The sequence below is a fragment of the Tatumella ptyseos ATCC 33301 genome, assembly GCF_000735525.1.
In the GTDB taxonomy this organism is placed as follows: Bacteria; Pseudomonadota; Gammaproteobacteria; order Enterobacterales; family Enterobacteriaceae; genus Tatumella; species Tatumella ptyseos.
The window spans coordinates 17,667-43,404 of record NZ_JMPR01000028.1; the positions used below are offsets into that span (position 1 = coordinate 17,667).

Annotated in this window: 32 protein-coding genes and 1 pseudogene; 29 read left to right on the top strand and 4 right to left on the bottom strand. The window is 51.0% G+C overall.

Going from position 1 to position 25,738, the window contains the following annotated elements:
- The first annotated feature begins 180 nt into the window (after positions 1 to 180).
- From GTPT_RS07875 to GTPT_RS07890, 5 genes are all read left to right on the top strand, one after another.
- Positions 181 to 429, top strand: coding sequence for a phage holin (locus GTPT_RS07875; RefSeq protein WP_197709855.1), 249 nt, complete (start codon positions 181 to 183; stop codon positions 427 to 429).
- An 8-nt stretch (positions 430 to 437) separates the two neighbouring features.
- Positions 438 to 917, top strand: a complete 480-nt coding sequence (locus tag GTPT_RS07880) for a lysozyme (protein ID WP_168091275.1) — start codon at positions 438 to 440, stop codon at positions 915 to 917.
- Positions 914 to 1,390: a lysis protein gene (locus tag GTPT_RS17455; protein WP_051170688.1), complete on the top strand. Its 477-nt coding sequence runs from the start codon at positions 914 to 916 to the stop codon at positions 1,388 to 1,390. The genes GTPT_RS07880 and GTPT_RS17455 overlap by 4 nt, the downstream gene beginning before the upstream one ends.
- Positions 1,387 to 1,704: a hypothetical protein gene (locus GTPT_RS07885; RefSeq protein ID WP_241964836.1), complete on the top strand. Its 318-nt coding sequence runs from the start codon at positions 1,387 to 1,389 to the stop codon at positions 1,702 to 1,704. The genes GTPT_RS17455 and GTPT_RS07885 overlap by 4 nt, the downstream gene beginning before the upstream one ends.
- Before the next feature lie 267 nt (positions 1,705 to 1,971).
- Positions 1,972 to 2,487 (top strand): KilA-N domain-containing protein, encoded by a 516-nt coding sequence (locus GTPT_RS07890; protein ID WP_029989424.1) that lies wholly within the window; start codon positions 1,972 to 1,974, stop codon positions 2,485 to 2,487.
- A 44-nt stretch (positions 2,488 to 2,531) separates the two neighbouring features.
- On the opposite strand, the gene GTPT_RS17460 is transcribed toward GTPT_RS07890, so the two are convergent.
- Genes GTPT_RS17460 through GTPT_RS17005 form a run of 3 tightly spaced genes read right to left on the bottom strand, consistent with a single transcriptional unit; the run spans position 2,532 to position 3,278 of the window.
- Entirely contained in the window at positions 2,532 to 2,744 is a 213-nt protein-coding gene (locus GTPT_RS17460; protein ID WP_145959590.1) for a hypothetical protein, read from the bottom strand.
- Between the two features lie 40 nt (positions 2,745 to 2,784).
- Positions 2,785 to 3,045, bottom strand: coding sequence for a DUF6953 family protein (locus tag GTPT_RS17000; protein WP_425314959.1), 261 nt, complete (start codon positions 3,043 to 3,045; stop codon positions 2,785 to 2,787).
- Between the two features lie 23 nt (positions 3,046 to 3,068).
- A complete protein-coding gene (locus tag GTPT_RS17005; RefSeq protein ID WP_029989425.1) occupies positions 3,069 to 3,278 on the bottom strand; it encodes a DUF2158 domain-containing protein in 210 nt (69 codons plus the stop codon).
- 153 nt (positions 3,279 to 3,431) lie between these two features.
- On the opposite strand from GTPT_RS17005, the gene GTPT_RS07895 reads away from it, so the two are divergent.
- The 16 genes and pseudogenes from GTPT_RS07895 (at position 3,432) to GTPT_RS07965 (ending at position 14,577) form a co-directional block, all read left to right on the top strand.
- Positions 3,432 to 4,421: a terminase small subunit gene (locus GTPT_RS07895; RefSeq protein WP_051170689.1), complete on the top strand. Its 990-nt coding sequence runs from the start codon at positions 3,432 to 3,434 to the stop codon at positions 4,419 to 4,421.
- Positions 4,375 to 5,643: a terminase large subunit domain-containing protein gene (locus tag GTPT_RS07900; protein ID WP_280513339.1), complete on the top strand. Its 1,269-nt coding sequence runs from the start codon at positions 4,375 to 4,377 to the stop codon at positions 5,641 to 5,643. The genes GTPT_RS07895 and GTPT_RS07900 overlap by 47 nt, the downstream gene beginning before the upstream one ends.
- Positions 5,644 to 5,646: 3 nt before the next feature.
- The gene (locus GTPT_RS07905; RefSeq protein ID WP_051170690.1) at positions 5,647 to 7,098 is read left to right on the top strand and encodes a DUF4055 domain-containing protein; all 1,452 of its coding nucleotides are present in this window, start codon (positions 5,647 to 5,649) and stop codon (positions 7,096 to 7,098) included.
- Positions 7,082 to 8,197 (top strand): phage minor head protein, encoded by a 1,116-nt coding sequence (locus GTPT_RS07910; RefSeq protein ID WP_029989431.1) that lies wholly within the window; start codon positions 7,082 to 7,084, stop codon positions 8,195 to 8,197. Before GTPT_RS07905 ends, GTPT_RS07910 begins: the two co-directional genes overlap by 17 nt.
- 87 nt (positions 8,198 to 8,284) lie before the next feature.
- Positions 8,285 to 9,049, top strand: a complete 765-nt coding sequence (locus GTPT_RS07915; RefSeq protein ID WP_029989433.1) for a DUF6651 domain-containing protein — start codon at positions 8,285 to 8,287, stop codon at positions 9,047 to 9,049.
- A gap of 87 nt (positions 9,050 to 9,136) precedes the next feature.
- Positions 9,137 to 10,273, top strand: coding sequence for a major capsid protein (locus GTPT_RS07920; RefSeq protein WP_029989435.1), 1,137 nt, complete (start codon positions 9,137 to 9,139; stop codon positions 10,271 to 10,273).
- Between the two features lie 49 nt (positions 10,274 to 10,322).
- Positions 10,323 to 10,502 carry a hypothetical protein gene (locus tag GTPT_RS07925; protein WP_025901403.1) on the top strand — a complete coding sequence of 60 codons (180 nt, stop codon included), beginning with the start codon at positions 10,323 to 10,325 and terminating at the stop codon, positions 10,500 to 10,502.
- Between the two features lie 2 nt (positions 10,503 to 10,504).
- Positions 10,505 to 10,915 (top strand): hypothetical protein, encoded by a 411-nt coding sequence (locus GTPT_RS07930; RefSeq protein ID WP_025901402.1) that lies wholly within the window; start codon positions 10,505 to 10,507, stop codon positions 10,913 to 10,915.
- Between the two features lies 1 nt (position 10,916).
- A complete protein-coding gene (locus GTPT_RS07935) occupies positions 10,917 to 11,306 on the top strand; it encodes a hypothetical protein (RefSeq protein ID WP_029989437.1) in 390 nt (129 codons plus the stop codon).
- A gap of 1 nt (position 11,307) precedes the next feature.
- The gene (locus GTPT_RS07940; protein ID WP_029989439.1) at positions 11,308 to 11,730 is read left to right on the top strand and encodes a hypothetical protein; all 423 of its coding nucleotides are present in this window, start codon (positions 11,308 to 11,310) and stop codon (positions 11,728 to 11,730) included.
- Complete coding sequence (locus tag GTPT_RS07945) at positions 11,727 to 12,119, top strand: phage tail terminator-like protein (protein WP_029989441.1); 393 nt, start codon at positions 11,727 to 11,729, stop codon at positions 12,117 to 12,119. Before GTPT_RS07940 ends, GTPT_RS07945 begins: the two co-directional genes overlap by 4 nt.
- A gap of 18 nt (positions 12,120 to 12,137) precedes the next feature.
- A pseudogene (locus GTPT_RS07950) lies at positions 12,138 to 13,055 on the top strand (phage tail tube protein); the annotation flags it as partial.
- A 12-nt stretch (positions 13,056 to 13,067) separates the two neighbouring features.
- On the top strand, positions 13,068 to 13,307 hold the full coding sequence (locus GTPT_RS17970) for an Ig-like domain-containing protein (RefSeq protein ID WP_342341866.1): 240 nt from the start codon (positions 13,068 to 13,070) through the stop codon (positions 13,305 to 13,307).
- A 63-nt stretch (positions 13,308 to 13,370) separates the two neighbouring features.
- Complete coding sequence (locus tag GTPT_RS07955; RefSeq protein WP_029989445.1) at positions 13,371 to 13,799, top strand: hypothetical protein; 429 nt, start codon at positions 13,371 to 13,373, stop codon at positions 13,797 to 13,799.
- Positions 13,800 to 13,969: 170 nt separating this feature from the next.
- Complete coding sequence (locus GTPT_RS17650; RefSeq protein WP_162832845.1) at positions 13,970 to 14,140, top strand: hypothetical protein; 171 nt, start codon at positions 13,970 to 13,972, stop codon at positions 14,138 to 14,140.
- A gap of 77 nt (positions 14,141 to 14,217) precedes the next feature.
- On the top strand, positions 14,218 to 14,577 hold the full coding sequence (locus GTPT_RS07965; protein ID WP_025901396.1) for a hypothetical protein: 360 nt from the start codon (positions 14,218 to 14,220) through the stop codon (positions 14,575 to 14,577).
- Positions 14,578 to 14,615: 38 nt separating this feature from the next.
- Here the strand turns inward: GTPT_RS07965 and GTPT_RS07970 are convergent, their stop codons facing one another.
- Positions 14,616 to 15,395, bottom strand: a complete 780-nt coding sequence (locus GTPT_RS07970; protein ID WP_051170691.1) for a LexA family protein — start codon at positions 15,393 to 15,395, stop codon at positions 14,616 to 14,618.
- 97 nt (positions 15,396 to 15,492) lie between these two features.
- Between GTPT_RS07970 and GTPT_RS17465 the strand changes: the two genes are divergently transcribed.
- The 8 genes from GTPT_RS17465 to GTPT_RS08010 all read left to right on the top strand — a co-directional run bounded on the left by GTPT_RS17465 (position 15,493) and on the right by GTPT_RS08010 (position 25,718).
- On the top strand, positions 15,493 to 15,666 hold the full coding sequence (locus GTPT_RS17465; protein WP_156022676.1) for a hypothetical protein: 174 nt from the start codon (positions 15,493 to 15,495) through the stop codon (positions 15,664 to 15,666).
- Between the two features lie 70 nt (positions 15,667 to 15,736).
- Positions 15,737 to 16,609 carry a BRO-N domain-containing protein gene (locus GTPT_RS07975; RefSeq protein WP_051170692.1) on the top strand — a complete coding sequence of 291 codons (873 nt, stop codon included), beginning with the start codon at positions 15,737 to 15,739 and terminating at the stop codon, positions 16,607 to 16,609.
- Between the two features lie 365 nt (positions 16,610 to 16,974).
- On the top strand, positions 16,975 to 17,487 hold the full coding sequence (locus tag GTPT_RS17470) for a zinc ribbon domain-containing protein (protein ID WP_029989452.1): 513 nt from the start codon (positions 16,975 to 16,977) through the stop codon (positions 17,485 to 17,487).
- An 80-nt stretch (positions 17,488 to 17,567) separates the two neighbouring features.
- The gene (locus tag GTPT_RS07990) at positions 17,568 to 21,281 is read left to right on the top strand and encodes a phage tail length tape measure family protein (RefSeq protein WP_029989454.1); all 3,714 of its coding nucleotides are present in this window, start codon (positions 17,568 to 17,570) and stop codon (positions 21,279 to 21,281) included.
- The gene (locus tag GTPT_RS07995; RefSeq protein WP_029989456.1) at positions 21,281 to 21,745 is read left to right on the top strand and encodes a hypothetical protein; all 465 of its coding nucleotides are present in this window, start codon (positions 21,281 to 21,283) and stop codon (positions 21,743 to 21,745) included. Before GTPT_RS07990 ends, GTPT_RS07995 begins: the two co-directional genes overlap by 1 nt.
- Positions 21,742 to 22,224 (top strand): DUF1833 family protein, encoded by a 483-nt coding sequence (locus GTPT_RS08000; RefSeq protein ID WP_029989458.1) that lies wholly within the window; start codon positions 21,742 to 21,744, stop codon positions 22,222 to 22,224. The genes GTPT_RS07995 and GTPT_RS08000 overlap by 4 nt, the downstream gene beginning before the upstream one ends.
- 9 nt (positions 22,225 to 22,233) lie before the next feature.
- On the top strand, positions 22,234 to 22,614 hold the full coding sequence (locus GTPT_RS08005; protein WP_029989459.1) for a CHAP domain-containing protein: 381 nt from the start codon (positions 22,234 to 22,236) through the stop codon (positions 22,612 to 22,614).
- On the top strand, positions 22,611 to 25,718 hold the full coding sequence (locus GTPT_RS08010; RefSeq protein WP_029989460.1) for a host specificity factor TipJ family phage tail protein: 3,108 nt from the start codon (positions 22,611 to 22,613) through the stop codon (positions 25,716 to 25,718). Before GTPT_RS08005 ends, GTPT_RS08010 begins: the two co-directional genes overlap by 4 nt.
- Positions 25,719 to 25,738: the final 20 nt, after the last annotated feature.

Consider the following 25,738-nt stretch of genomic DNA (forward strand, 5'->3'; position numbering starts at 1 on the left):
TCGAAACTGCGGTATCCGTAAATATCATCCAGGCTCTGCTACGGCAGGGCCTTTTTTATGCCCGAATTTCACCCTCTGCCAATCGACGACCCGTTAAATATCCTCTCTGAACTGAAGCGTTAACGGCAGCGGGTGAATCCCCTACACACAACACCGTTCCGTAATCACGGAGGTGAACCTATGAAGATCACAAACATGCCCGACAAAGTTGCTTCGGCGGCCAGCTATTGCGTCTCGGGTGGGCTGATATGTGGAGGCGGTATTTTGCAATGGTTACAACACCTGAACTGGAACACCATTGCGGTTATCGGTGGCTTCATCATCGGTATCGTTACTTGCCTCACCAATATGTATTTCAAGCTCCGCCAGACCAGATCGTATGAGTCCGCACTACAAAGGGGAATTATTACCCCGCCACAGGAAGACTGACCATGGCCATATCACTTTCACTCAGGAAGAAGCTGATTGCGGCCGCCGGTGGAGGTGTTATTGCCATTGCCTCGGTTCTGGTTAGTAGCCAGGAGGGTATAGAGCACACCCCGTACCGGGACGGCGGCGGAGTCTGGACTGTCTGCAAAGGACACACCGGTCCCGACGTCATCCCCGGACGCACCTACACAGATTCTCAGTGCAATGCCTTCCTGTCTTCGGACATCGCCATAGCTAATCGGTCGGTCACCCGTCTGGTAAAAGTTCCGATGGACGAAATGCAGGAGGCGGCTCTGACCAGTTTCGTGTTTAACGTGGGAGCCGGTAACTTCTCCCGGTCATCATTACTGCGCGAGCTTAATGCTGGCCACTACACGCAGGCATGTAATTCACTCACCCGTTGGGTATATATCGGCAAAGAAAAGTCCACAGGTCTGATGAACCGCCGGCAGGTTGAGCGTGAAGTCTGTATGTGGGGTGCTCAATGATTTGGTTATTCGAGAATTGGCGGTATGTGGTCATCACTATCCTTGCTGGCATATCTCTGAGCCTCACAAGTCTTGTGGATCACTACCGATACTCTGCCGAATCATGGAAAGAGAAGTCACAGCAGCAATCCGCACTGGCAGACTCCCGACTAAAGACCATCACCGCGATGCAGGAACAGCAGAAATCTGTGTCTGACATCGACAACCAGTACCAGACAACTATCAAGGAGAAAGACGATGAAATCAGTTCTCTGCGCAACAGCGTTGACTCTGGTGCTGTCCGGCTGCGCATCAAAGCAGTCTGTCCAGTCGGAGTGTCCAAAACCTCCGGCACCGCCAGCCGCACTAATGCAACCAGCGCCGAGCTCAGTCCAGACGCTCGACAAGATTATTACACCCTCCGGAGCCAACTGAATCAGGCCACTGCACAGATTAACGGCCTGCAGGCTTATATCAGGGAAATCACGAAATGAAATTCATCACCTGGCTGAAAAGCCTTTTTAACCGAGAGAAAGAGAAAATGTCAGATCAATCAGTAGTGCAACCAGAAGCAGCACAACCAGCCGCCGCTCAGTCTGTAGCGAACGAAGCAGCACAGCCAGCAGATACCGGAAGTCTAAATAGTGGTAGTGGCGCGCAGGTTGCAGACACCACCTCAACCAGTTCTCCACTGGAGCAGGCTAAAGCCAAGTTTGACGCTTTCGTCGAATTTGTTGAGCACGGCCTGGAAGTCCTCGGCGAAGAAGCCGAAGCCGATCTGGTCGCTCTGAAAGATAAGTTCCTGTAATCAGAACAGAGGCCATTACGGTGGCCTCGATTGTGGTTATAAAAAAATCAAAAAAAAGCTTGTTTCCATTTTGCCGCATTTAACGAACTTCCCATCCTAAGCCCGCCCGCAAAAGGTGGGCTTTTTTATTGGCGCATTCTCGTGCGCTTATATTAACCAGGAGTCCTTTCGGGATAGAGCTTGAGATTAAGCGGCGGTTATCGCTGACCACTCTTGGGCTGCTTCTATCTACGAGAACAGGCTCTATCACCAAAAGGTAATAGCGATATGAACTATCCAACAGTAAAAGTTAATGGGATCTCTGTTCGTGTAGACGAAGAAGGGCGATATAACCTGAACGATTTACACGCTGCCGCAGTAGCTAACGGCGAGGCGACTGAATCACAAAGACCCAGCAACTTTGCTAAAGCAGCAAAGATAAAGTCTTTCGCTCACGAATTGACCGCAGCTACAAACGTAGCGGCGCTCAAGATCATCAACGGCGGCCATAACCATGGCGTATGGGGATTAGAGCTAATCGCTATTCGATATGCTGCGTGGCTGTCCGCAAAATTCGAGATCAAGGTTTATCAGACGTTCCAGGCTGTAATACGGAACGGCTTGGACGCACTCAACCGGTTAAACCGTATCGATGCTGTGATCAACCGGGAAACCCGAGAGGTAAGCCAGTGCGCAAGCAAAATGGCCCGATGGGGTATTGGTGGAAGAAAGCAGCTACTACATACAGCGCGTGAGCGGGTTATTCAGGAAGTGCAATTGTATCTCCCTGGCATGGCTCACTGAAACCAACCCGAGAGCCACTCTCACAACGGCTCTCGGGCATTGATTCATATTAAAGATTGAACTTGTGGCTTAGGTTGTGGGCCATAAAAAATCTCAGCAGACTCTCTTACTGATAAAGTCCCAAGTCCTGACGCTGCTGAAACATGGGTTACGAATTCCTCAAAATTATCAGAAACTACGTTCTTACCATTGTTTATCAGCGCTACAAATTTAATGTGTTGTGAATGCTCATAGGTAATACCTTGGACAGTGGACATTCTAAATCCTTATTTATGAGTATATGGAAGTGTGATTTATTTAACCTCTGGCTTCCCTACCGTCTTCATCTTCATGAACTCGATAACGCCAGTATCTATCAGCTTTAACCCAAACAACATCATTGCCGCTATCAACGCGAAACTTATTGATGACCTTTGCAGATAAAGCTTGGTTACCGTCAGCATTTTCTTTCAGGTGTAACTCCTGAGCGCCCTTAACCAAGTAATCTACAACCTCTTGCTGATAGAGACATTTGTCCTTATTTAACTTGCTCATCATCCAATTTGATACATCGTCAATAGATAATTTTGGCGCGCTTGGGTTTATGGCTTTGGGTTTTTTTTAGTTAATGACTCCTCAGGGAATCTTGACTGTTCACTTTTTCTACCAGCGAACCACTGGCAATAGTATTCACCTGTAAATTCGTCGTGACCATTTACTATTGGGCGCTGAATGGCCATTCCAGGGCCGCCAGCAACTAGATAGACAATTTCTCCAATATCGAATTTTGGTGAGCGAGCCTTTGTTGACATAAAAAATCCTTATTTATAAAGGTAATATGGCAGTCACCGACAAACACGAATGTTCTGTCGAGAGTAACTCATGGATTCGGAAGCTATGCACGCATATCATCGTTTAGCATCATTACTGTTGATCATCCATAAACAAAACTAAAGAGAAATATCATGGCAAAGCCGGATTGGAGCGAGCTTCAAGATCGGTTCCTGTCCGAACATGCCGAATCCGGCGTATCACCGAAAGAGTGGTGTGAGTCGCAGGGGCTGAACTATGCAACTGCTCGCCGATACATAAAGAAACCTGCGCAGAGTGCGCAAAAAGGTGCGCAGCGTAAAACGCGCAGTGCGCAAAAGCAGGAATGCGCAGAAAAGCTGACAGACAGCGATGAACTGACCAGTAAGCAGCAGATATTTGTTGCGGAGTATCTGAAAGACAGCAATGCAACACAGGCTGCTATTCGGGCTGGGTACAGTAAGAAAACAGCGAATGAGCAAGGTGCGAGACTGTTAGCAAAGGTTAGCGTCGCCAAAGCCATCGCCGAACAGCAGAAAAAATCCCTCGCACGAACCATCGGCACTGCTGATGAAATCCTTTCACAGATGTGGCAATTAGCAACCTTTGACGCCAACGAGCTATCGCAATATCGCCGTGGCTGCTGCCGTCACTGCTGGGGCATCGACCATAAATACCAGTGGACCGAATTCGAATACCGGCAGGCTGAAGATAAAGCCGAACGCCAAGGCAAAGCACCGCCTGATGATTCCGGCGGTCTCGACTACAACCGCACCATTGACGCTAACCCCGATTGCCCTGTTTGTAGCGGCGAAGGCGTGGGGCGCGTTTATATGCAGGACACCCGCAAGCTATCCCCAATAGCTCGGCTGGCTTACTCCGGCACAAAGGTGACTAAAGGCGGTATCGAGGTTGTCAGCATCAGCCGTGAAAAGATGTTTGAAGCCATCATCAAACGGATGGGCCTGTCTGATAGCGAGATTGCGCAAAAACTACAGCAGCTTGAGCTGGAACGCAGGCAGCTTGAGATTGAAAAACTGCGCAAGGAAATCAGTGCGCAGGGAAGTGACCAGCCGATAACACGAATGGAGGTGGTAATTGTCGGGGAGAATAATCAGAACGACCCTGACGCCACCACAGGGTAAGTTTTTTAACCTTCAGTGCAAATATCCGGCCTTTGTCGGTGGCTTCGGTACCGGTAAGACGGAAACTATGGCGGTGAGCGCGTTCCGTGACGCCAGCCATTCATCTGACGCACTGATAGCGATGTATGAACCCACCTACGACCTGATTCGCTTAATCCTCGCGCCTCGCATGGAGGATAAGCTCAGTGAGTACGGCGTCCGGTACAAGTACAACAAATCAGAGAACATCATTTACACCGCGTCACCGGGCATTGGTGACTTTGTTCTGCGCACGCTGGATAACCCGGCGCGTATCGTCGGTTATGAGTCTTACCGCAGCCACATTGACGAAATAGACACACTGAAAGAGCAGCACGCCACTGATGTGTGGATTAAGGTCATTGCCCGTAACCGTCAGCGACCTAACGGATTACCTGACCCGTTCAACCGGGTAAGCGTCTACACCACGCCGGAAGGTTTCCGGTTCGTGTACAAGACGTGGAAGCGCAACCCGAAGCCTGGTTACGAGATGGTTCAGGCCAGCACCTACAGCAACCCGTTTCTGCCGCCGGATTACGCCGACACATTGCGCAGCTCTTATCCTGCGCAGTTAATCGAGGCGTATCTGAACGGCGATTTCGTCAACCTGACCAGCGGCACGGTATATCACTGTTATGACCGCAAGCTGAATGGCAGCAGCGAAGTGGTCAGCGGTAATGAACCGATTCATGTCGGCATGGACTTCAACGTCGGCAAGATGTCGGCGATTGTCCATGTCCTGCGTGGCGAACTGCCTCATGCAGTGGATGAAATTACGAGCGGCTACGATACGCCTGACGTGATTAAGACGCTGCAAAACCGGTTCCCGGCTAATAGGGTGCATGTCTATCCAGACGCCAGCGGCAACAGTCGCAAATCAGTCAATGCCTCGGAAACAGACCTCAGCCTGTTACGCACCGCTGGCTTTACCGTCCACGTAAACGGCACAAACCCGTCAGTTAAAGACAGGGTGAATTCAGTGAATGCAATGCTGCTGAATGCCGAAGGTGATCGCCGGTACCGCATAAATGCCGACAGGTGCCCTGTGTACGCGGAATCACTGGAGCAGCAGATTTGGTCACCCAGCGGCGAGCCTGACAAAACGGCGGGATTTGACCATACGAATGATGCAGGCGGTTATTTCATTGTGAAGCGATTCCCGATCATCAAGCCAACTGGCAAAGTAACTCAACTCCGGATGTAAACCATGGCAGATATTTCTACACCCAATCTCGACTACAACGATATGTGCGAGGCGTGGGACATCAATGATGCGCTCATGGGCGGAACGCTGGAAATGCGCCGCCAGGGTGAAATCTATCTCCCGCGCTGGCCGAACGAAGACAAAGAGAGCTATAAACAGCGACTCTGTGCAGCAACCCTTCTTCCTGTCTACGAGGAAACAATCAAACAGAACATTGGCCGCATCTTCGCCGAGCCGACTGTACTCAGCACATCAACACCGCCGAAAATACAGGCGCTTGCTGAAAACATCGATATGGAAGGCAACCGGCTTGATGTCTGGGCGCAGCAGTTCTTCAGCATCGCGTTTCAGTACGGGCTGGCTCACGCCCTTGTCGACTATCCGAAAACTGACCCGACTGCGGTGAAAACCCGTGCTGATGAACAGCAATCCGGCGCACGGCCATATGTCACCATGCTGAACCCGCGGCAAATCATCGGCTGGCAGTCTGCTATTCAGGGCGGAAAGGTCGTGTTGACCGATCTGCGTATCAAAGAAATTGTTGTTGTCGAAGGTGACGATTTCGGGCAGGAAAAGGTTGAGCAAATCCGGCACATCATGCCCGGGAAGGTAGAGATTTACCGGACACCGATGGGTGATGACGGGGCAAAAACATGGGTCATGGTCGACCAGTGGGAAACCAGCCGGCAGGATATACCGTTGGTGACGCTATACACCAAGCGCACCGGCTTCATGCGCGGCGCACCGCCATTGCTTAATCTGGCGCACCTGAATATCAAACACTGGCAGTCACAGTCTGAGCAGGACAACATCCTGCACGTTGCCCGCGTTCCGCTGTTATCGGTCTACGGGCTTACGGAAGGTCAGGAACTGACTATCGGCTCATCATGTGCAACGCAATTCTCTGACCGCTCAACTCAAGGCATGGAGTATACAGAGCATTCCGGAACAGCTATCGGCGCAGGAAAAACCTCTCTCGACGACCTGGAAAACCAGATGCGTCAGGCAGGGGCGAAACTCGTTCGCGCACAGAACACGTCCACCAAGTCTATTGAGCAGAACCATTCCGAGCACATGCAGGAAAACTCGCCGCTTTACACCATGGCGAATTCACTGGAAGACGCGCTGGATAACATTCTGCAGATTATGGCTGAGTGGATTGGCGAGAAAGATGGCGGAAATGTCGACATCAGGACTGAGCTGGACGTTTCCACACAGACCTACGATGCACCGTCGGCGCTTGCCGTTCAGTCTCTTGAGCAGGGCGGTATTATCCGCAAAATTGACGCCGTCATGACGCTCCAGGCGCTTAAATTCATCGATCCGGACGCAGACCCGAATGATGTCGTTGACCAGCTTAACAACCTGCCGGTCGCAATCGCGCCTTCGCCAGCACCCACGCCACCAGTGACGCCGGAATCAATAGCGAGCATGACCAATGACGACAGCCAATGAGACGCTACGTGATGAATACATCGCCCACGCCATATGGGTGAGCAGATTCGGGACCGGCGTCGCAAACAGGATGGTTAATATCCTCAACGAGAGCGACGCAGAGCTGACGGCACGATTACTGGTTGCAATGGATGGCCTGAGCGCGAGTAACTTCACTGTGACGCGCCTGGAGGCTTTGCTGGGCGGTGTGCGCTCCGTTAACTCCCAGGCAGTCAGCGCAATGCTGACCAGCCTCAATGATGAAATCCATCAGCTTGCCTTGCATGAAGCAGGCTATCAGCTCGATCTCTTTCACCACGCAATACCTGATTCGGTGCTGGCATTGCACCCGCTGACAGGCATTCATCCGGATGCGCTTTACGCGGCCACAATGGCAAGGCCATTCCAGGGGCAATTGCTGAGTGAGTGGGCGTCGAATCTGGAAGCCGACCGGATGACCAAAATCCGCAATACTGTCAGGCAGGGCTTTTTGCTCGGCGATACCGCGGAGCAGATTGCGAAGAAAGTCCGTGGCCATGCGAATAACGGTTACAAAGACGGCGTTTTACAGGTGAGCCGGGCAAATGCTGCCAGTATCGCTAAAACAGCGGTAGGGCATCTCGCAGCAACAGCCAGAGACAGCTTTGCATCGGCTAACGATGACATCATGAAAGGCAAACAATGGCTGTCGACGCTGGATAACCGCACAACGCCGGAATGCCGCATTCGTGACCGCCTGAAGTACACGCTGGATAACAAGCCCATCGGTCACAAAATACCGTATCTGCAGGGGCCCGGAAAGCTTCACTGGTGCTGCCGCTCGACTGAAACCTACATTCTCAAATCTGCCGCAGAACTCGGCATTGATATCAGAGAAATCCCGCCATCAGCCCGCGCCAGTATGGACGGACAGGTGCCGGGTGATACGGATTATCAGAGCTGGTTTGCCCGGCAGTCATATGACCGGCAGAAGCAGATTGTGGGTGAGAAACGGGCGCGGTTAATACGGGATGGCGGCATGAAGCCGGACGCATTCTACAGCGATAACGGGGAGTGGCTGACGCTTGCACAGCTAAAGGATCGGGACGCCACGGCGTTCGATAAAGCAGGAATCAATTAACAGGGTCACTTCGGTGGCCTTTTTTTATGGCCGCAATCCGGATGGTGAGTGGCGCAACGGTCGGATGACCAAACCAAAGGTATAAGCATGAAACTGAAAACAGTAGAAGTGAACGGTCAGCAATTCGCAGCTCTCGACAACAACGGTTTGCCGGTGTACGTCCATGAAGATGGCAAAGAAATCGGCTTCGATGCTGCACAGGCTATCGGGAAAATCTCGGCGCTGAATGGCGAGGCTAAATCTCACCGTGAAGCGAAAGAAGCAGCAGAATCCAGCCTGGCGAAGTTCTCCGGCATCAGCGACCCGTCAAAAGCGCTGGAAGCTCTGGAAATGATGACCAAAATTGACCAGAAAAAACTGATTGATGCCGGTTCCGTTGACCAGGTTAAAGCCGAGATCACCAAGTCATTTCAGGCCCAACTGGAAGAGGCTGCAAATCGCAGTAAGGCTCTGGAAGGTCAGCTTTATGACGCGAAGATCGGCGGCAGTTTCGCTGGCTCCAAGTTCATTTCTGAAAAGATGGCAATCCCTTCTGATTTCGTTCAGGCCCGCTTTGGTCAGTCATTCAAAATCGAAGACGGTCAGGTCGTTGCCTATGACGGCAGCGGTAACAAGGTTTACTCCCGCTCCAAGCCTGGTGAACTCGCCGGATTTGATGAAGCGCTGGAGTACCTGGTCGAGCAATACCCGCAGAAAGACCACATTCTGAAAGCCAGCGGCAATAACGGCGGCGGCTCTCAGACCTCGCAGCATGCTGTCGGACAGAAGACCATCAAGCGCTCTGCGTTTGACTCACTGGACGCCACCGGCAGGCAATCTGCACTTAAAGACGGCGTAACCATCGTCGATTAATCCTCATTTGCCATTCCCCGGATGGGGACTGGCGCCAGAGCTGGATAGCTCAAACAACCCTCAATTTAAGCGAAAGGAATTTATAACATGAGTAACACTCTGACCGGGTTGATCCCGACTATCTATACCGCTCTGGACGTCGTATCACGCGAGCAGGTCGGTTTTATCCCTGCTGTCGCCCGTAACTCCAAAGCTGACGCTGCGGCAAAAGGGCAGTCAGTCACCGCGCCAGTAGCTCCGGTCGCAACCACTGTTGACATCACGCCGGGTGCAACCGCACCGAATGACGGAGATCAGGATATTGGTAGTGTTAACGTGCAAATCACCAAGTCTAAAATGGCCTCGGTCAAATGGAACGGTGAAGAACAACTGGCTATCGGCCCATCCGGTACCTACAACACCATTCTGGCTGACCAGTTCAAGCAGGCGTTCCGCGCACTGGCTAACGAAGTCGATGCCGACCTTGGTGCGCTGTATCTGAACTCGTCCCGTGCAGTCGGTACAGCAGGCACTACACCGTTCGGCGTAAAAGAAGACCTCTCCGATGCGGCACTAGCCCGTCAGGTGCTGGAAGACAACGGCGCACCGACTACCGATCTGCAAATGGTACTTGGTTCGGCGGCTGTCGCTAACCTGCGTGGCAAACAGGCTGTGCTGTTCAAGGTAAACGAGGCAGGCACCGACCAGCTTCTGCGCGAGGGCGTCATCGGCAGACTGGAAGGTTTTAACCTGCATAGCTCTGCCGGTGTGGCTAAAACTGCAGCAACAACAGCATCAGGCTATCTGGTGAACGGTGCCAAAAACGAAGGTGATGTGATCATCGCGGTGGACTCCGGTACTGGCGGCATCCTGCAGGGCAATGCAGTGAAATTTGCGGGAGATGATAATACCTATTTGGTAGTAGCGACGACCGCAACAACCATCACCCTGGCAGCCCCCGGCCTGCAGCAGGCTCTGGCTGATAATGCTGAAATCACCGTTATCGGCGGATTCACTGCCAACATGGCATTTGACCGCAATGCCTTCCTGCTGGCTGCCCGTACTCCGGCAATGCCGCAGGGTGGTGATACCGCTGATGATGTGATGAACGTCACCGACCCGGTTTCCGGCATTACTTTCCAGGTGGCGCTGTACCGTCAGTACCGTCAGGTGCGCTATGAAGTTGGCCTGGCGTGGGGTGTGGCATCTATCAAGCCTGAGCATAGCTGCGTTCTGCTGGCCTAATGTCTGCCAATAACCTTGGGGCTTCGGCACCGTTTTTACAGGAGGGCTTATGGCCGGACTTACAAAAGAACAGCGGGCGCAGCGCGAGGCTGAAAAGGCTCAAAGCCAGCAGGAATTTGTCTGCATGGTGACAGAGTTTCCGGCATTTGAAGGTGCGCCAACGCGGGCCGACGTGCATCCGGAAGAGGTTGAGGCCTGGAAAGCACATGGCTGGAAAGTCGGGGTGTAATCATGATCACCTTCATCACGACGGATGATGTCGATACCACTCTCGGCAGCACATGGGCTGATGCCAGCGCCAAAGCAAAAGCTGTCCTGATGGCGAATACCTGGCTCAACGGCGCTTCATTACGTCTGCCGCATGACAGGGTCACACATGAGCTGATTATCCCTGACGATGTGAAAGTTGCCGGTGCTTATGTGGCGCTTGCGGCTGCAAATAACGGCCTGTATCAGCAAAAGACTGATTCCGGAGCAATCCTGAGCAAGTCGGTTGATGCAAACGGCGTCAGTGTGTCAAAGACCTTTGCTGACCTGTATGCGAATAGCGCTTCTCTGCTGGACTCAAACCTGCAACTGGCAATGGCGATGCTCAAACCCTACGGGCTGAGTACGTCGCAAATCCGGATTGTGAGAGGCTGATATGGGGATGCGTGACGATTTGCAGGCAGAACTTGCAGAGGCATTTGATAGCGCAGACTGGCTGGGTGATGCCGTGAATACGTTTGCCGGTAGTTATGTCGTTGCCGGCGAAGTCGATCCGGTTACAGAGGAATCGACCAGCCAGACGGTGACCTATTCCGGGCGTGGTGTGCTGTCGGGATACAGTCTGAGCCGCATTGATGGCGTCAATATCCTGCATGGTGACCTGAAGCTCACGGCACTGACAAATGAAGTAACGGATAAGCCTGCGGAGAATCACGTCATCACGGCTCCGGATCTGGTTACAGGGAAGCAGCAGGCGTACAAGGTCGTCACTGTCGGTACTGATGCGGCGAAGGCCACGTATTCTATCCAGTTGCGGAGGGCATAGCATGGCGAAAGGCTGGAGTTTTGACCCGTCAGAGTTTGCTGGAATGGTTGAGGAGGATGTCGGGAAAAAGCTGAGGGTTATTTCCGTCCAGTTGCTGAATGAGATTGTGATGACCTCTCCGGTCGGGAATCCCGAACTGTGGATGAGTAAACCACCTCCCGGCTATGTCGGCGGTACGTTCCGGGCGTCAAACCTTGTCAGTGTCGATGAACCTGATTACTCAGAGCCTGCCGGTCCGGATGAAGAAGGCTCGCGCACCATCCAGCAGGGGAATGCAGTCATCGCTACCGGCAAACCTTTCTCAGTTATCTATATCCAGTCAAACCTGCCATACAGTGTGGCCCTCGAAAACGGACACTCAAAGCAGGCACCGACCGGCATATATGCCAATGCATTTAACGGAATAGCGCAGGCCAACAAATGACCCTCACCGAAATAAGAAACGCTGTCATTAAGCGAATGACGGCGCAGGCGGCTATGCCTGCAGGTTCTGTGACCTATCCGAATGATCCTACCTTCGACCCGACAGGCAAAACCATCTGGGCCAGATTAACAAATCTCCCCGGGATCGCCGGAGCGGTTGAGATTGGCGACGGTCCTGTAGTTCACCGCACAGGGACCATCATCATTCAGTTATTCGTCCCGACCGGATCGCGCTCACTTCTCATTACCGAAACCGCTGATGCTATCCGGGAATTGTTCGAGTTTCAGACGGACGGTGCGCTGGATTACTTTGCTGTTAGCGCGGTCGATGCCGGAGAAACCGACGGATGGGCGCAGTTAAATCTTTCCATTCCATATCGCGCTATGTAGCGCCAATCAGGAGACAACATGTCATCTGGAGCTAAGATTCAAACGGCATATTGCCGTGAAACAACACCAGGCACCACTCCGGCTAGTCCGGCGTGGCTGCTTTTAAAGCGCGTCACTAACGGTCTGAAACCCACTCAGAACATGGTAGAGAACGCGGAGATCGGCGGCACCCGCATGGCGAACGGTAAGACTCCGGGCACTACTGATGTCGGCGGTGATGTGGTCTGCAAATACCGTTACGGCCAGCATGATGACTTCCTTGCATCATGCTTCGGCAATGACTGGGTTAATAACGTGCTGACTATGGGGAATAACCGCATCGCATTTTCCGTGGCGTCATTCGCCTCAGATATCGGTGTAGCGTCAATTGCTACCGGCTGCCAGGTCGGCACATTTAAGCTGGAAATCCCGAACGATGGTGATTTGCAGGCCACTATTACCCTGGCTGGCCTTGACTGGAACGATAAAGACGACGGCACCAGTTATTTTGACTCACCAACGGATGCGGCCGGCACACTGCGTTACTCATTCAAACAGGTCACGGCAATCAGCCTGAATGGTATTGCTGGCGGCTCTGGTTTCTGTGTGGATACCTTTGATATCCAGTTTGATAACGGACTGAAAACGCAGCGCTGTATCGGTACCGGCACTGGCTTTGCTGGCGCGAACATCCCGACCACGTTCACGCCATCCGGGCAAATTACCCTTTCATGGTCAAAATCGGCCTATGAAACGTGGAAAAAAACGCTGACCGGTGCTGCGATGCCATTCAGCTTCACAATTGCGAATGATGAAGGCTCTTACACCTTCGATTTTCCTTCTGTGCAGGTTGATGGTGACTGGCCTGATGGCGGCAATACCGACATTGTTCAGGTGAAACTGAACATCACCGGTTCTGATATTCCACCAACCATCACCCGCGCACCGGCCGCAGTAGCTGTCACCGGAATCACCGTGACGCCGACCACTGCATCCGTGGCTGTGGGGTCGACTACCACGCTGGCTGCAGCGCTAACGCCGTCAAATACCACTGACAGCACCGTGACCTGGTCGTCCAGCGATAACACTATTGCAACGGTCGACCCTTCAACCGGTGTCGTGACCGGCGTAGCTGCAGGTTCTGCCACTATCACAGCAAGCGCTGGCGGCGTGACTGCAACATCTGCAGTTACCGTAACCGCAGCATAATAATCCCACCTTTTGCCCGTTGCGTTCTGCGTGACGCTTCGGGCCTTTTAACGCAGAGGCACTATGTTAATTATCAATAAACACCTGGACGCTGACGGAACCCGCTGGATTGAGCCGGTAAAGGGTCTGAAACTCAAAGTCGGCAGCGTATCAAGTCACGGGTTCAAATCCCGCAGCGCACTGGTGCGCCGCCATATCGATAAGCTGGACAACCTGTTTAAAGCCGGCACCACTGATTTTAGTCTGAATTCTGTGGGTGACATCGACTCGATGGACGATCTGCTGCTGGAAACGTGTGCCGGACACCTGTTGCTTGACTGGGAGGGTGTCGGTGAAGTTGTCGACGGCAAAGAGCAGGCGATCCCTTACACGCCGGAAGCCGGACTGATTTTCCTGCAACAAAATCCGGAGTTCTACTGGTTCATTCTCAAAGCTGGCTCAGATATTGCCGCCGGTAAAGAAGAACAAAAACAGGATGCCGTGGGAAAGTAATAGCCGCTCAGAAGTGGCTTAACCGGTATTCGGGGCCTGAAGGTGAGCGTAATCGCTGGCGTGAAGAACGTCTGGGTATTAAGCCAAGTGAAGAGCCGGAAATTGATGAACTGTCAGCGCTGATATTGTCTGCCTATGCCGCTATCAGTCGCGGCAGGCAATATGTCGGCATGATGGCATCACCGCTTCCATTATCTCTCAGGGACGTTGATACCTACCTGACGTCAAGGCCCGTAACGATTGACCGGGAGTTATTGGAAGAGGCGATTTTCGCCCTTGATGACGTTTACCGCGATGAATGGGCGAGAGATCAGGGTGATGAAGATGGTGATGAAGATTGATTGTTAAGTATTTTTTATTGAAGAGAATCCGTTTCTTGTTAAGATGTTTCTGATTGCAATCAAATGGAAACAAAATAATGAAAAAGATGTTCGCTTTAGCTGTTGTTGGTGTGGCTTTACTTAGCGGGTGTAGTGCACGAGTTGCTGACCTGACGATAGGCAGTACGAAAAACTATGACATCAACTCAAATCACTTCATCAAGGGTGCTCGTGTTACGGGTGAAGATTCAGCGCCTGTTGTGATTTTCCCTCTGGGAATACCTAACGTTAAAACAGCTATAGACAACGCTATCGAGAAAGATAAGTGCTCTGTAGCGTTATCTGATTTAGTAGTAACTCAGTACAATCACTCTTTCCTCTTTGGTAAGTTCGGCTTCATCGTTGAGGGTAATCAGGTGATTGACCGTTCACAGCCTGGTTGTGAAAACGCGAACTAATATGAAGCCACCTCCGGGTGGCTTTTTGCTTTCTTGGGTTAGGGCTTTTTGTCGTTCCTCTGTTCTACCAGCAGAATCCCAGCATCAATTGCCTTTGTCATTAGCTCCTCTAACCTTTCTATTCTGAGCTCAATATCGCTTTTTTCCTTAGGTGTATGGTGTGTGACTACATGATTTGAGTTGATATATGTCTGGGCGTGGAGCGCCTTACCGATAGCAATGATGTTGTAACCGCATGGGAGTATAGGCCACGCAGGATTAAGCCCTTTTAGGTAATGTTTACCCTGATCTATCACGAGCTGCTTGAATGTTGCTTCAGTTGAATCTCGCAGGAAAAACAATCCAAAATCCCCATGTTCAGGTTTTACGTCTGGATCAATGGTAATAATGGTACCGTCAGGAAAACTCACCGGGCCATTGCAGGTCATTGAGTCCCCTTGAACTATGAACGCAAATGAGTTCTCTCCAGCCCCTTCAGGGCAAGCGATGAAGTCTGATGCTGATGATGCTGCTATTCCTTCAGTAGCAGCAGATGCTTGAATGATTGTATAAACGGGGATGAGGGGAACTGTAACGGTCTTTCTTACGTTTTTCACGTCAGGGCCAATTCCAGACCCAGTTGCTAGCCAGTCGGATGTTGTACCCAGCGCCGCTGCAAGGTTATGAAGTGCTTTATCCCTTGGGCGTGCCTCTCCTCCTTCGTAGGCAGCTATCTGACGTGCCACTACGCCGACTTTTTTAGCTAACTCTGCCTGAGTAAATCCTAATGAATTCCGTGCCATAGCAACACGCAAAGGAAATGAACTATCAAAACTCATAGTTGAACCTTAAAAAGACATTGACTCATAATGTATGGTGCGGCATATTTAATTCCGCACATGAGTTACTGTGTTTAAAAAATGCATGAGGTGAATAATGGAACAGAAGAAAAAAGATATCAAGCCTATGGCATACCGGATGACTCCGGAGGTGAAAGAATTCGTTGATAGTAATGCCAAAAAAACCTATCGGTCAGCGCAGGGGATGATGGACTACCTGATCTCTAAAGTGATGGAAATGGAGAAGAAAGGTGAATTTATCATTCAGTAAAAGCGAAGAAACCCCAACCGCGGCAACGGATGAGGTTTCAATTTTGTTAGCCATTTCTAAGGAACCAACAATGAAAATCATAGCAAAAGAAAACCAAGAGTTCACCATTTTCCGTTTTGGTGATAGCGAAATTCGAGTAATTAACAAACAGGGTGAGCCGTGGTTTGTTGCTCAAGATGTTTGTGATGCATTGATGTTAAGCAACTCCCGCATGTCTCTTAAAGCGCTAGATGAGGATGAAAAGGGTGTAAGTTCAACTTACACCCTTAAAGGAAATCAAGAGGTTGCGGTGATTTCGGAGTCTGGCATGTACACATTAGTTCTCCGTTGCCGTGACGCAGTTAACAAAGGCTCTGTCCCCCATAAATTCCGAAAATGGGTGACAGGCGAAGTACTGCCATCAATTCGCAAAACTGGAAGCTATGAAAAACCGTTGTCTCGTAAAAGTACCACTGAAGAAAGGACACCGCTTCGGGACGCCGTGAACATGCTGGTCAGTAAAAGGCACATGATGTACCCGGAGGCATATGCGCTTATTCATCAGCGTTTCCAGATCAGCAGCTTCGAGCAATTGACCCCGGAACAAATTGAGCCGGCTATTGAGTATGTCCACTCTGTCATTTTGGAAGGCGAGTTACTTTCACGGCAGGATAAGCAAATGGCTTTGCCTTTGTCTTACCCGATGGCTTATTTCGATAGCTACCGACACATAATCCAGCCCAAGGAATTAACCGCACCTTGGCGCTATAAGCCCAGCCATTTAAGACCGGATGGGGACAACCCAAATCCATTGGGCGCGCTGATTATTCAGTTAAAGAATCTTGGTTATAACGTTGATGCTGCTCAGTTCCAATTAATGTCATTTCAGCATCACATGGAAGATGTCCGGCGCCAGATATCAGCAATTGAACGAGTTGTGATGCGCCAGCAAGAAAGAGGGTAATGAAATGTCTTTATGTGTAATTGGTGAGCAAAAGATTTCAAGTTTCAGCTTCAAGGTAGATGAGGATATATTTTCAGCAACTATATCCTCAATTCTCGCTGAAGGTGATGGTGGTAAGGAGGAGTACCATTACTCTGTTATTGTCACTGATAGGAGTGGCAATCTAGTGATGAAGGAGATTCACCAAGATTTCCAAGTGGCATACGATGTCTTTGACAGACTATCCATCCTTGTCGGTAGCAAGATTTCCCATAGCTAGCAAACAACCAGCAATCCAATAACCCGCTTAACTGCGGGTTTCTTGCTTCCCATTGCATAAGTTTCCCTTTAGGATTGGTCTTAACTTTACTAATGGGGATAGGGATGTGGAATTACTGCTAATCTGTGCCGTTTTAGGCTGTATACCTGCTGCGATAGCAAGTAGCAAAGGTCGATCATTTGGTGCGTGGTGGGTTTATGGTGCATTACTATTCATCGTTGCCCTTATTCACTCCCTTTGTATTAAAAGAGACCATAAGGCAATAGAGAAAGAGCAACTTTCTGAAGGTCTCGTTAAGTGCCCGTACTGCGCTGAAATGGTGAAGCCAGAGGCAATCAAGTGCAAGCATTGTGGAAGTGATCTGCAGCCCTTGCCTATGAAGTCTGCGCTTGTACCTATTGCAAAAATCGGAGTTACCAGGAACTTAGCAGACTCCGTGATTCTCGATGATTTTAAGGTGAGCGAGATTTGTACAAGGATGCGTATTGGTAACGAAAGGAAAAGTGTTCAGGAATTATTGGATGAATACTCAGGGGAGTTAACAGCGATAAAGGATAAAATTCCGGAGTCTCTGCACAATAAGTTCGATGAATCATTAATTAATCATCTGAATAAGTAAGTTATTTCACTTTTTAAGGAAATAAATTATTGCCCATAACCTCGCTCCGGCGGGGTTTTTTTATGCCCGGAGAAAAGCAAATGGCAGAACAAACATCCCGCCTCGCCGTCATCATCGACAGCTCCGGCGCTCAAAAAAGTGCTGAAACACTGGCGAGTGCCCTGGATAATCTCTCTCAGGAGGGTAAAAAGGCAGAAACTGCAACTGATAACCTATCCTCCGCTACCAAAGATTTAAATTCATGGCTGAAACAGGGCCCAAAGGCGGCATCTGATGCTTCAAAGGCAATCGAAGATGAAGCGAAGTCATTAAACTCGTTACTCGAAAAAATCAGGCCGACAAATAAGGCATTGTCTCAACTGGATAGCATGAGCAAGCAGTTATCCCAGTCATTCTCTAAAGGATTGATTAACGAGTCCCAGTTTAATACTTACGATAAAATTCTGGGTAATTTAGTCGATAAATACGAGAAGGTTGATGATGAACTAACCGGTATAGCTCAGGCTGAGAGAGAAGCTGCAGCAGCTGCTAAAGCCACCCAGCAAGCTCATGAAGCCGAAGCCCTGGCACTCCAGAAAATGCTTGATAAGCTCGACCCAGTGTCAGCATCTGTACGGCGATTGGAGCAGGATCAGCAATCACTTCAATCGGCGCTTTCATCCGGGAGAATTTCCGGCGAAGAATATGACAAATATTCAGAAAGCATAGCGCGTGCCAGAAAAGAGGTTACAGGGGAAGCCCAGGCTGAACGCGATGCAGCAAAAGCAAGAGAGCAGCAAGAGCAGTCGTTCCAGAGGATGCTGGATAAAATCGATCCTGTTTCCTCAGCCCTCCGTAACCTGGAGAAACAGCAGAATGACCTGTCAGCGGCCCTATCCAGTGGCAAAATCAGCGCGGGTCAATATGGGCTTTACGCCCAAAAGGTAGACGAGGCCCGCCGTGAAGTTAACGGAGAAGCCCAGGCCGAGCGGGACGCAGCAAAGGCGCATGATGCACAGGTCGCATCACTTCAAAGGCTGTTAGCTCAGTTGGACCCGCTTGGCGAATCGTTCAGAAAGTTATCCCAACAGCAGCAACAGCTTGATGATGCTAAATCTTCCGGGATGCTATCCACAGACCGCTACACTGAATTATCTGCAGCTCTGACCAAAACCAGAGATGAATTGCAAAAAACTGCTGAAGTGTCACACACCACAGCTCATGCAATGCAAATGCTGCCGATGCAAATGTCTTATATCTTAAGCGGCCTTGCCAGTGGCCAGTCGCCGTTTATGGTTCTGATCCAGCAGGGTGGTTGGCTTACCGGAATGTTTGGCGGGCTCGGGGCCACTATCAAGGGCGTTGGCACGTATGTCGCAGGGTTGGTAAATCCTTTTACAGTGGCAGCTGCAGCCGTTGGCGTTCTCGGGCTTGCGTATTATGAAGGGGCCGCAGAGCAGGAGGAATTCCGGAAATCCCTGATACTCACCGGTAACCAGGTTGGAAAGACATCCGGCCAGTTATCAGAAATGGCTGCCACCATCAGCAATGTTACAGGGTCAACGCACGGTCAAGCGGCATCAGTTATTAATCAGGTTGTCTCGGCTGGTAACATTGCCGGCGACTCTCTACAGAAAGTCTCTTCTGCAATTGTCAGCATCAGCGATGCAACCGGACAGGCCACTGATAAATTAGTCTCCGATTTCAGCAATATTGCCAATGACCCGGTAGCGGCGGTCACAAAACTGAACGACCAGTACCATTTCCTCACGCTGGCAACCTACAACCAGATAAAGGCACTCCAAGATGAAGGTAATCAGCAGGATGCCGCGAGAGTTGCTAATGACGCCTATGCCAATGCGCTAACCCAGAGAGCGGGAGAGATTAAAAACAGTCTGGGTACACTGGAAACCATCTGGAATTCAGTTGGTGAGGCTGCGAAGGGTGCCTGGGATAGCATGTTGGATATTGGTCGTGGCCAGACGCTACAGCAGCAGATAGCTAATGTCCAAAAGCAAATATCCGACATTCAAGGCAACGTGAAGCCCGGAGCCTTTGGGTTGGGAGGGATTGGTGATGACGGGGTTCAGAATAAACAGCTTGCGGCTCTTAAATCTCAGTTGTTATTTTTGCAAAGTCAGGCCACGACCCAGGATGTTTTGAATGGATTTGTCGATAAGCACAACCAGGCGCAGCAGGCCGGTATAAAGGCGCAAGAGTACATTGATAACCTCCAACAACAATCCCTGTCTAATGCTGAAAAAAGGACTAAAGAGCAGAACCTGCTCACCGAAGCCTTGGAAAAGACTCGCGCTGCTGGTACGAGCATAAGCGCCGCTGAGGAAGCACAGCTTCGCCAGGATATAGACAATAAATATAAAGACCCGGCCGCACCGAAACAGCGCCAGGGGAAAGCCTACACCGAAGATGCAGGCAGCAGGTTGGTTGACCAAATCGATCAGCAAACCGCCGCACTGTCAGCACAGTTAAATACGACAGAGAAACTATCTTCAGTTACACAGCAGCGGGTTAAGTTTGAACAACAATTAGCTGAAATACAAAGGAAGGTAGCTAACAGCCAACCAATCACGGCTGACCAGCAATCACTACTTAACCATCAGAAAGAAATTCAACAAGCTTACGATAGGCAAGAGGCCCTTCAGAAAAGTGTCACCACTCTGGATGACTACCGCAAAATGATGCTGGAGATTGCACCGAAAGAGCAGAAACAGAACGATGTTTTGCAAAAGCGGCTGGATATTCTCAAGCAAATGGTGGCACTTAAAAAACTGTCTCCAGAGGATGCCTCGAAGCAGGCGTCTGACCTGATCAGCAAATCAGTGCTACCCGACTCGGTTATCTCTGGCGTGAATGCGGCCGGTGGAACGCTGAAGTCCGGAGCTACTAACAGCGACTTATCCGGTCAAGGAATGAACATGATCGGATTGCAGTCCAATCCTCAGTTGGAGACTATCGCCAAGCTCAGAAAGGCCCAGACTGATTATGCGTCTTGGCTTAATAGTCAGGAAAAAGCGATTAACTCGGCCTCATTCGCCAATGAGCAGGACCGGCAAAAGGCGCTGATGGATGTCCAAAGCAAAGGTGCGGCCAACCAGCAGGCTATCAGCCTAGCACTTCACAAAACGGAGATGGAATCAGCGCAGACGTCATTCTCTACTATCACCGACTCAATGGGTACTATGTTCGGGCAGCAGTCGGGAATGTATAAAGCCGCGTTTGCCACACAAAAGGCATTTGCTATTGCTCAGGCAGGAATACAGCTACCCATGGCAATGGCTCAGGCCATGGCTAACCTGCCGTTTCCAGCCAACTTAGCCGCGGTTGCCAACGTTGTCGCACTGATGAGCACCATCACCTCAAGCATCACCAGTGTCGCCGCGAACGGCTTCCAGTCAGGAGGGTATACCGGTAACGGTGGCGTGAGTGATATTGCCGGTGTTGTTCACGGACAGGAGTTCGTTATGGATGCTGCGGCAACGAAGCGGATCGGCGTCAGCAATCTTGAAGCCATTCGCAGAAATGGGCTGGATGCCACTCTGTCACGTTCAGGTTTCGGGACTGGCGCCAAAAATGTCAGTAATTCAACAGCCACAACTAATCAGACGCAGCATGTTACTCAGCAGATATCAATCAATGGCAACCCATCTGATGCAACCATCCAGCTTGTGCAGCAAGCCGCAAAACAGGGCGCTCAGCAGGGGTACAAGATGGTTGCAGGAGATCTGGCTGCGGGAAAGGGGCAAGTGCATAAGTCACTGACTGCCGGATATAACACTTCAAGGAGAACGGGTTAATGGCAGACATCTACTATCCACACCAATATCTGCCATTACCTCAGCAGGATGGCTATGCGTTCCAGCCTATCAGCCCGCTCCGGCGCACAGACCTTACATCCGGTCGTGCGAGGCAGCGCAGGCTGTATACCTCAACTCCCACCCAGGCGTCAGTGACCTGGCTGTTTACCACTGACCCGCAGTGCCAGGTGTTTGAGGCGTGGTTCCGGGATGCTCTAACAGACGGTGCATCCTGGTTCTATATGCGCCTGCAGACTCCGGTAGGCACCAAGGACTATAAATGCCGTTTCACGGATATTTATCAGGGCCCGACGCTGGTTGCCCCGATTTATTGGCAATACACCGCCACGCTGGAATTGTGGGAACGGCCTTTGCCGCCGGTTGGCTGGGGTAATTATCCGGAGCTGCTTATCGGTTCCGATATCATTGATATTGCCATCAACAAGGAGTGGCCGCAGGCATGACAGTATTAAACCGGCTCTATGCATCGTCCGGCCCGGAAGTGCTGATTAACACTCTGCAAATCAATGTAGGCGATGACGTTTATTATCTCTGCCAGGGGTATGACGACATTGTCGCTACAGACGAAAGTGGCAATAGCCTGACGTTTACTGCATGCGCTATGGATGTCGCGCTTCCGGCCAGAAACACAGACGGTACGCAGGATTTGAATATAGCGATCAGCAACGTTGACGGGATTGTCTCCACTACTATCCGGAATGCTCTGAACTCTCTCAGCGGAGCGACAGTGACATACCGGCAATACATTTCCACCGACCTTTCAGCACCGTCATCAACGCCTTATACCATGGCGATTAAAACAGGCCAATGGACATCCCTGCAGGTGCAAATCACCGCCGGTTACATGAACTGGCTTGATACAGCGTGGCCGCGTTACCGGTACACGCTTCCCGATCACCCCGGGCTTCGTTACATCAGCTAAGAGGCATCCATGTTCAATCCAGACAAATACCTGACTGTCCGCTGGCAGATGGGGGGAAGGGTGTACCCGGTCCTCGACTGCTACGGCCTTGTTCATGAGGTCAGGAGAGACCTGGGATTTCCTGAGTGGCCGCTGTTTGAGTCGGTCACGAAAGACGGCAGGCAGATGGCCGACTTCTGCGATGAATACCGGAAGCAGATAAAACCGTGCCAGCCATCGCCCGGCGCAGTTGCGGCCTGCTACAGCGGCGGCCTGATTGGTCATCTTGCTGTGGTGGTCGAGATTAATGGCGAACTGATGGCGGCAGAATCCAACCCGAAGCGGAATATCACCTTTATGCCGATGTCCCGCTTTGAGCGGCGATTTCAAAAAGTGGAGTATTACCAGTGACCATCAGAATTTACCCATCAAGGCTGCCAGGAGAGCCGCTGGAAACGCATGAGCATGGTGACACGACCATTCATCAATGGATGGCGGAAAACGTCAGTGGCTATGGGCCAGATAATCCGCAAAGAGTTATCTTCGAGGTCAACCGACGCGCGGTACCTCCCGGTGAGTGGGCATTATGTTATATCAGGCCAGATACAGATGTGAAAGTCTACCCGATACCCGGAGCCGACCCCGTCACCTGGGCTGTGGTTGCAGCGGTTGTAATTTCAGTGGCATCAGCGGCGTACTCAATCGTGATGATGTCAAAGCTCGGAAAGGGGGCTTCGACCGCAACGGGCGATCAGCTTAACCTGAATCCGGCGCAGGCCAATACCGCAAAGCTTGGCGACCCAATCCGGGAAATATTCGGCCAATATCGGGTTTATCCGGATTATCTTGTCCAGCCTGTCAGTCGTTTTGATACCAGCGATCCGCAGATTTACCGCACAGAAATGTTTCTCAGTATTGGCGTGGGGAATTTCTCAATCAGCAGTGCAGATATCAAAATCGGGAATACACCTATTTCATCATTCGGAGATGATGCCACGTTTACGCTCTACGCTCCTGGCGCTGACGTGTCTGGCGATAGTCGTGCAGACAACTGGTATAACTCGACCGAGGTTGGCGGCACTACTTCCGGAACGTCCGGCCTTGATCTGGCATCGACGGGCTCAAATAAAGTGAGTATCAGCGCTGATGCTATTACTGTGTCCGGGAACACTATCACTCTGATAGGGGAGACAGCTTCAGATGATGATGACGATGATACTGCGGCAGAAACTGATACCAAGGTGCCTGATTCCTGGGTGAGCGGGACAGTTCTTACTGTGGTTGTGCCGGATAGCTTCACAGTAGCGACTGAGTCGGGGCACACGCGGATTTATGGTGATTTCACTGAACTGGCTCCCTACGTCGGAATGCCGGTAAGCGCGGAATGGAGCTCATTCGATTATGACTTATATATTGCGTCGTATGACAAAGGGACTACAGCAGTGCCGGGCGCTGGCGGTAATGCCGCATCAGTAACAGCCAGCGCCGCTCCGACGACATATGACTTCAGCTCGTCTGCATTGTCGTTCACTCTGACCTGGTCAGGCGTGAGTTATATCATTTCGCTGTCTGCCAATTACACCACGATGTCTGGCCTGGTTGACACGATCACAGACCAGTTAACGGGTAGCGGGTTAGTTGCTCAGGATAATAGCGGCCGGCTTGAAATTGTCGAGCCTACAAGCCCGTTCAGTGGGAACAGCATTGGCTACACCGTATTGCCTTCCGCCATTTTTGGCGGCTCTCCGGTGGTTGTTAGCGGAACCGCATCAAGTGGCGGGACTCCGGAGGTTTTGCCATCAATCACCCTGGCATATGGTAGTGCGACCGGTACATTGTTTAATGGTATGCCTACCGGTACGCAGAGGATCGCTTTCGGGCCGAAGGGTAACCAGTATCAGATCACCGATGTTGACGGGCTAGCCATTACCGTTGAACGGATTATCGAAGTTGCCGCAACCACAACAACTGCAAGCACGACGAAAGTTGATGCAGACTGGCCGGGGTTTACAGAGCGCACTTTGCTGGACGCCACTGTCACAGGGATTAATGACAGCTACAACTGGATGGGTCCATTCCTATGCTGCCCTGATGGCGAAACCACTACCGAAGTAGAGCTTAATTTCATCTACCCACAAGGATTATTGTATGTGGGAAGCAAAGATGGCTCCTGGCACTATCATGAGGTACAGATCACCGTTCAGTACCGGATTTTAGGAGCTACAGACTGGACATCTGTGGCTATCACTCACGGTAATGAGACAATTAATGAAATCGGGTATACGAACGTCATAACTTTGCCGTCTGCCGGAAATTATGAGTTTCGTATGAAGCGTGACACTCCGCTGTGGAGCTCCCCGACCCGTGACTCCGTGCAGTGGCAGGCAATGAGGTCGAAACTATCCAAACGACCGGGCAGTTACAAAAACATCACCACCCTGGGTGTCACCATCCGCACTGGTAACCGTCTGGCGTCACAGTCAGATCGCCGGGTGAGCGTTGTTGCTAATCGTCTTTATGATGGCTACACATCCAGGAGCATCAGTGGCGCACTGAATCACCTTCTCGCCGATACCGGGGCGCAGGTAGATACCGATGCCATAAGCGCATTGGAAACTAATTACTGGACGCCACGCGGTGAAACTTTCGATTTCTCCGCTGACACTGACAGTACCTCAATGCTGGATATCATGCAGAAGATCGCAACAGCCGGGATGGGGTACTTTCACCTGAGTGACGGGCTGGCGACGGTAGGCCGGGAAGGTATAAAAAGCTGGTCCGGGGTAATCAGTCCGCAGGAAACAACGGAGGAGCTGACGACCTCATTTAAGGCGCCATCCTCGGATGATTATGACGGAGTGGATGTCACGTTTATTAGTTCAACGACCTGGGCTGAGGAAACGGTCCAGTGCCGGACCTCTGATAATCCGACGCCGACTAAAGTGGAGGCTTATAAACTGGATGGCGTGGTGACGCAGGATCGGGCTTATCGAATCGGTATGCGCCGCCTAATGAAGTATACCTATCAGCGGTTATCTTTCTCTTTATCCACCGAGCTTGATGCACTGTGCTATCGGTTTGGTGACAGGCTAATACTGACGGACGATATTCCTGGCAGTAACACAATCAGCTGTCTTGTCACTGATATGAGTTATACCAGTGACCTGATAATCATAGGCGTATCGGAGCCTCTCGACTGGACATTCACAAATCCACGGATTGTTATCCGGTACCAGGACGGCAGCGCATCAGCGTTGCTTACACCCACTCAGATTGATGACTTCACTTTCAGCATCCCTTACAGCACCGATATTGCACCTGAAGCATGGGAGATGAGTATGGGGGCAATTGAGCCACCACGGGTAATTTTCTGCAGTTCAGAAAGCGTGGGCTATGACTCACTGATTTCAGAGATTGCACCGGAGAGTGACGGGACCTGCCAGGTAACGGCTACGGCCTACGATGAACGGTTCTATCAGCATGACGACGACACCTATCCGGGTGATGTCAGCTAACTAAATCTAATCAAAATTAA

Bases quoted from the DNA above. Each gene is read 5' to 3' on its own strand.
- GTPT_RS07875 (WP_197709855.1), top strand. From the start codon at position 181: ATGAAGATCACAAACATGCCCGACAAAGTTGCTTCGGCGGCCAGCTAT.
- GTPT_RS17455 (WP_051170688.1), top strand. From the start codon at position 914: ATGATTTGGTTATTCGAGAATTGGCGGTATGTGGTCATCACTATCCTT.
- GTPT_RS07885 (WP_241964836.1), top strand. From the start codon at position 1,387: ATGAAATTCATCACCTGGCTGAAAAGCCTTTTTAACCGAGAGAAAGAG.
- GTPT_RS07890 (WP_029989424.1), top strand. From the start codon at position 1,972: ATGAACTATCCAACAGTAAAAGTTAATGGGATCTCTGTTCGTGTAGAC.
- GTPT_RS17460 (WP_145959590.1), bottom strand. From the start codon at position 2,744: ATGTCCACTGTCCAAGGTATTACCTATGAGCATTCACAACACATTAAA.
- GTPT_RS17005 (WP_029989425.1), bottom strand. From the start codon at position 3,278: ATGTCAACAAAGGCTCGCTCACCAAAATTCGATATTGGAGAAATTGTC.
- GTPT_RS07895 (WP_051170689.1), top strand. From the start codon at position 3,432: ATGGCAAAGCCGGATTGGAGCGAGCTTCAAGATCGGTTCCTGTCCGAA.
- GTPT_RS07905 (WP_051170690.1), top strand. From the start codon at position 5,647: ATGGCAGATATTTCTACACCCAATCTCGACTACAACGATATGTGCGAG.
- GTPT_RS07910 (WP_029989431.1), top strand. From the start codon at position 7,082: ATGACGACAGCCAATGAGACGCTACGTGATGAATACATCGCCCACGCC.
- GTPT_RS07915 (WP_029989433.1), top strand. From the start codon at position 8,285: ATGAAACTGAAAACAGTAGAAGTGAACGGTCAGCAATTCGCAGCTCTC.
- GTPT_RS07920 (WP_029989435.1), top strand. From the start codon at position 9,137: ATGAGTAACACTCTGACCGGGTTGATCCCGACTATCTATACCGCTCTG.
- GTPT_RS07925 (WP_025901403.1), top strand. From the start codon at position 10,323: ATGGCCGGACTTACAAAAGAACAGCGGGCGCAGCGCGAGGCTGAAAAG.
- GTPT_RS07930 (WP_025901402.1), top strand. From the start codon at position 10,505: ATGATCACCTTCATCACGACGGATGATGTCGATACCACTCTCGGCAGC.
- GTPT_RS07935 (WP_029989437.1), top strand. From the start codon at position 10,917: ATGGGGATGCGTGACGATTTGCAGGCAGAACTTGCAGAGGCATTTGAT.
- GTPT_RS07940 (WP_029989439.1), top strand. From the start codon at position 11,308: ATGGCGAAAGGCTGGAGTTTTGACCCGTCAGAGTTTGCTGGAATGGTT.
- GTPT_RS07945 (WP_029989441.1), top strand. From the start codon at position 11,727: ATGACCCTCACCGAAATAAGAAACGCTGTCATTAAGCGAATGACGGCG.
- GTPT_RS07955 (WP_029989445.1), top strand. From the start codon at position 13,371: ATGTTAATTATCAATAAACACCTGGACGCTGACGGAACCCGCTGGATT.
- GTPT_RS17650 (WP_162832845.1), top strand. From the start codon at position 13,970: ATGATGGCATCACCGCTTCCATTATCTCTCAGGGACGTTGATACCTAC.
- GTPT_RS07965 (WP_025901396.1), top strand. From the start codon at position 14,218: ATGAAAAAGATGTTCGCTTTAGCTGTTGTTGGTGTGGCTTTACTTAGC.
- GTPT_RS07970 (WP_051170691.1), bottom strand. From the start codon at position 15,395: ATGAGTTTTGATAGTTCATTTCCTTTGCGTGTTGCTATGGCACGGAAT.
- GTPT_RS17465 (WP_156022676.1), top strand. From the start codon at position 15,493: ATGGAACAGAAGAAAAAAGATATCAAGCCTATGGCATACCGGATGACT.
- GTPT_RS07975 (WP_051170692.1), top strand. From the start codon at position 15,737: ATGAAAATCATAGCAAAAGAAAACCAAGAGTTCACCATTTTCCGTTTT.
- GTPT_RS07990 (WP_029989454.1), top strand. From the start codon at position 17,568: ATGGCAGAACAAACATCCCGCCTCGCCGTCATCATCGACAGCTCCGGC.
- GTPT_RS07995 (WP_029989456.1), top strand. From the start codon at position 21,281: ATGGCAGACATCTACTATCCACACCAATATCTGCCATTACCTCAGCAG.
- GTPT_RS08000 (WP_029989458.1), top strand. From the start codon at position 21,742: ATGACAGTATTAAACCGGCTCTATGCATCGTCCGGCCCGGAAGTGCTG.
- GTPT_RS08005 (WP_029989459.1), top strand. From the start codon at position 22,234: ATGTTCAATCCAGACAAATACCTGACTGTCCGCTGGCAGATGGGGGGA.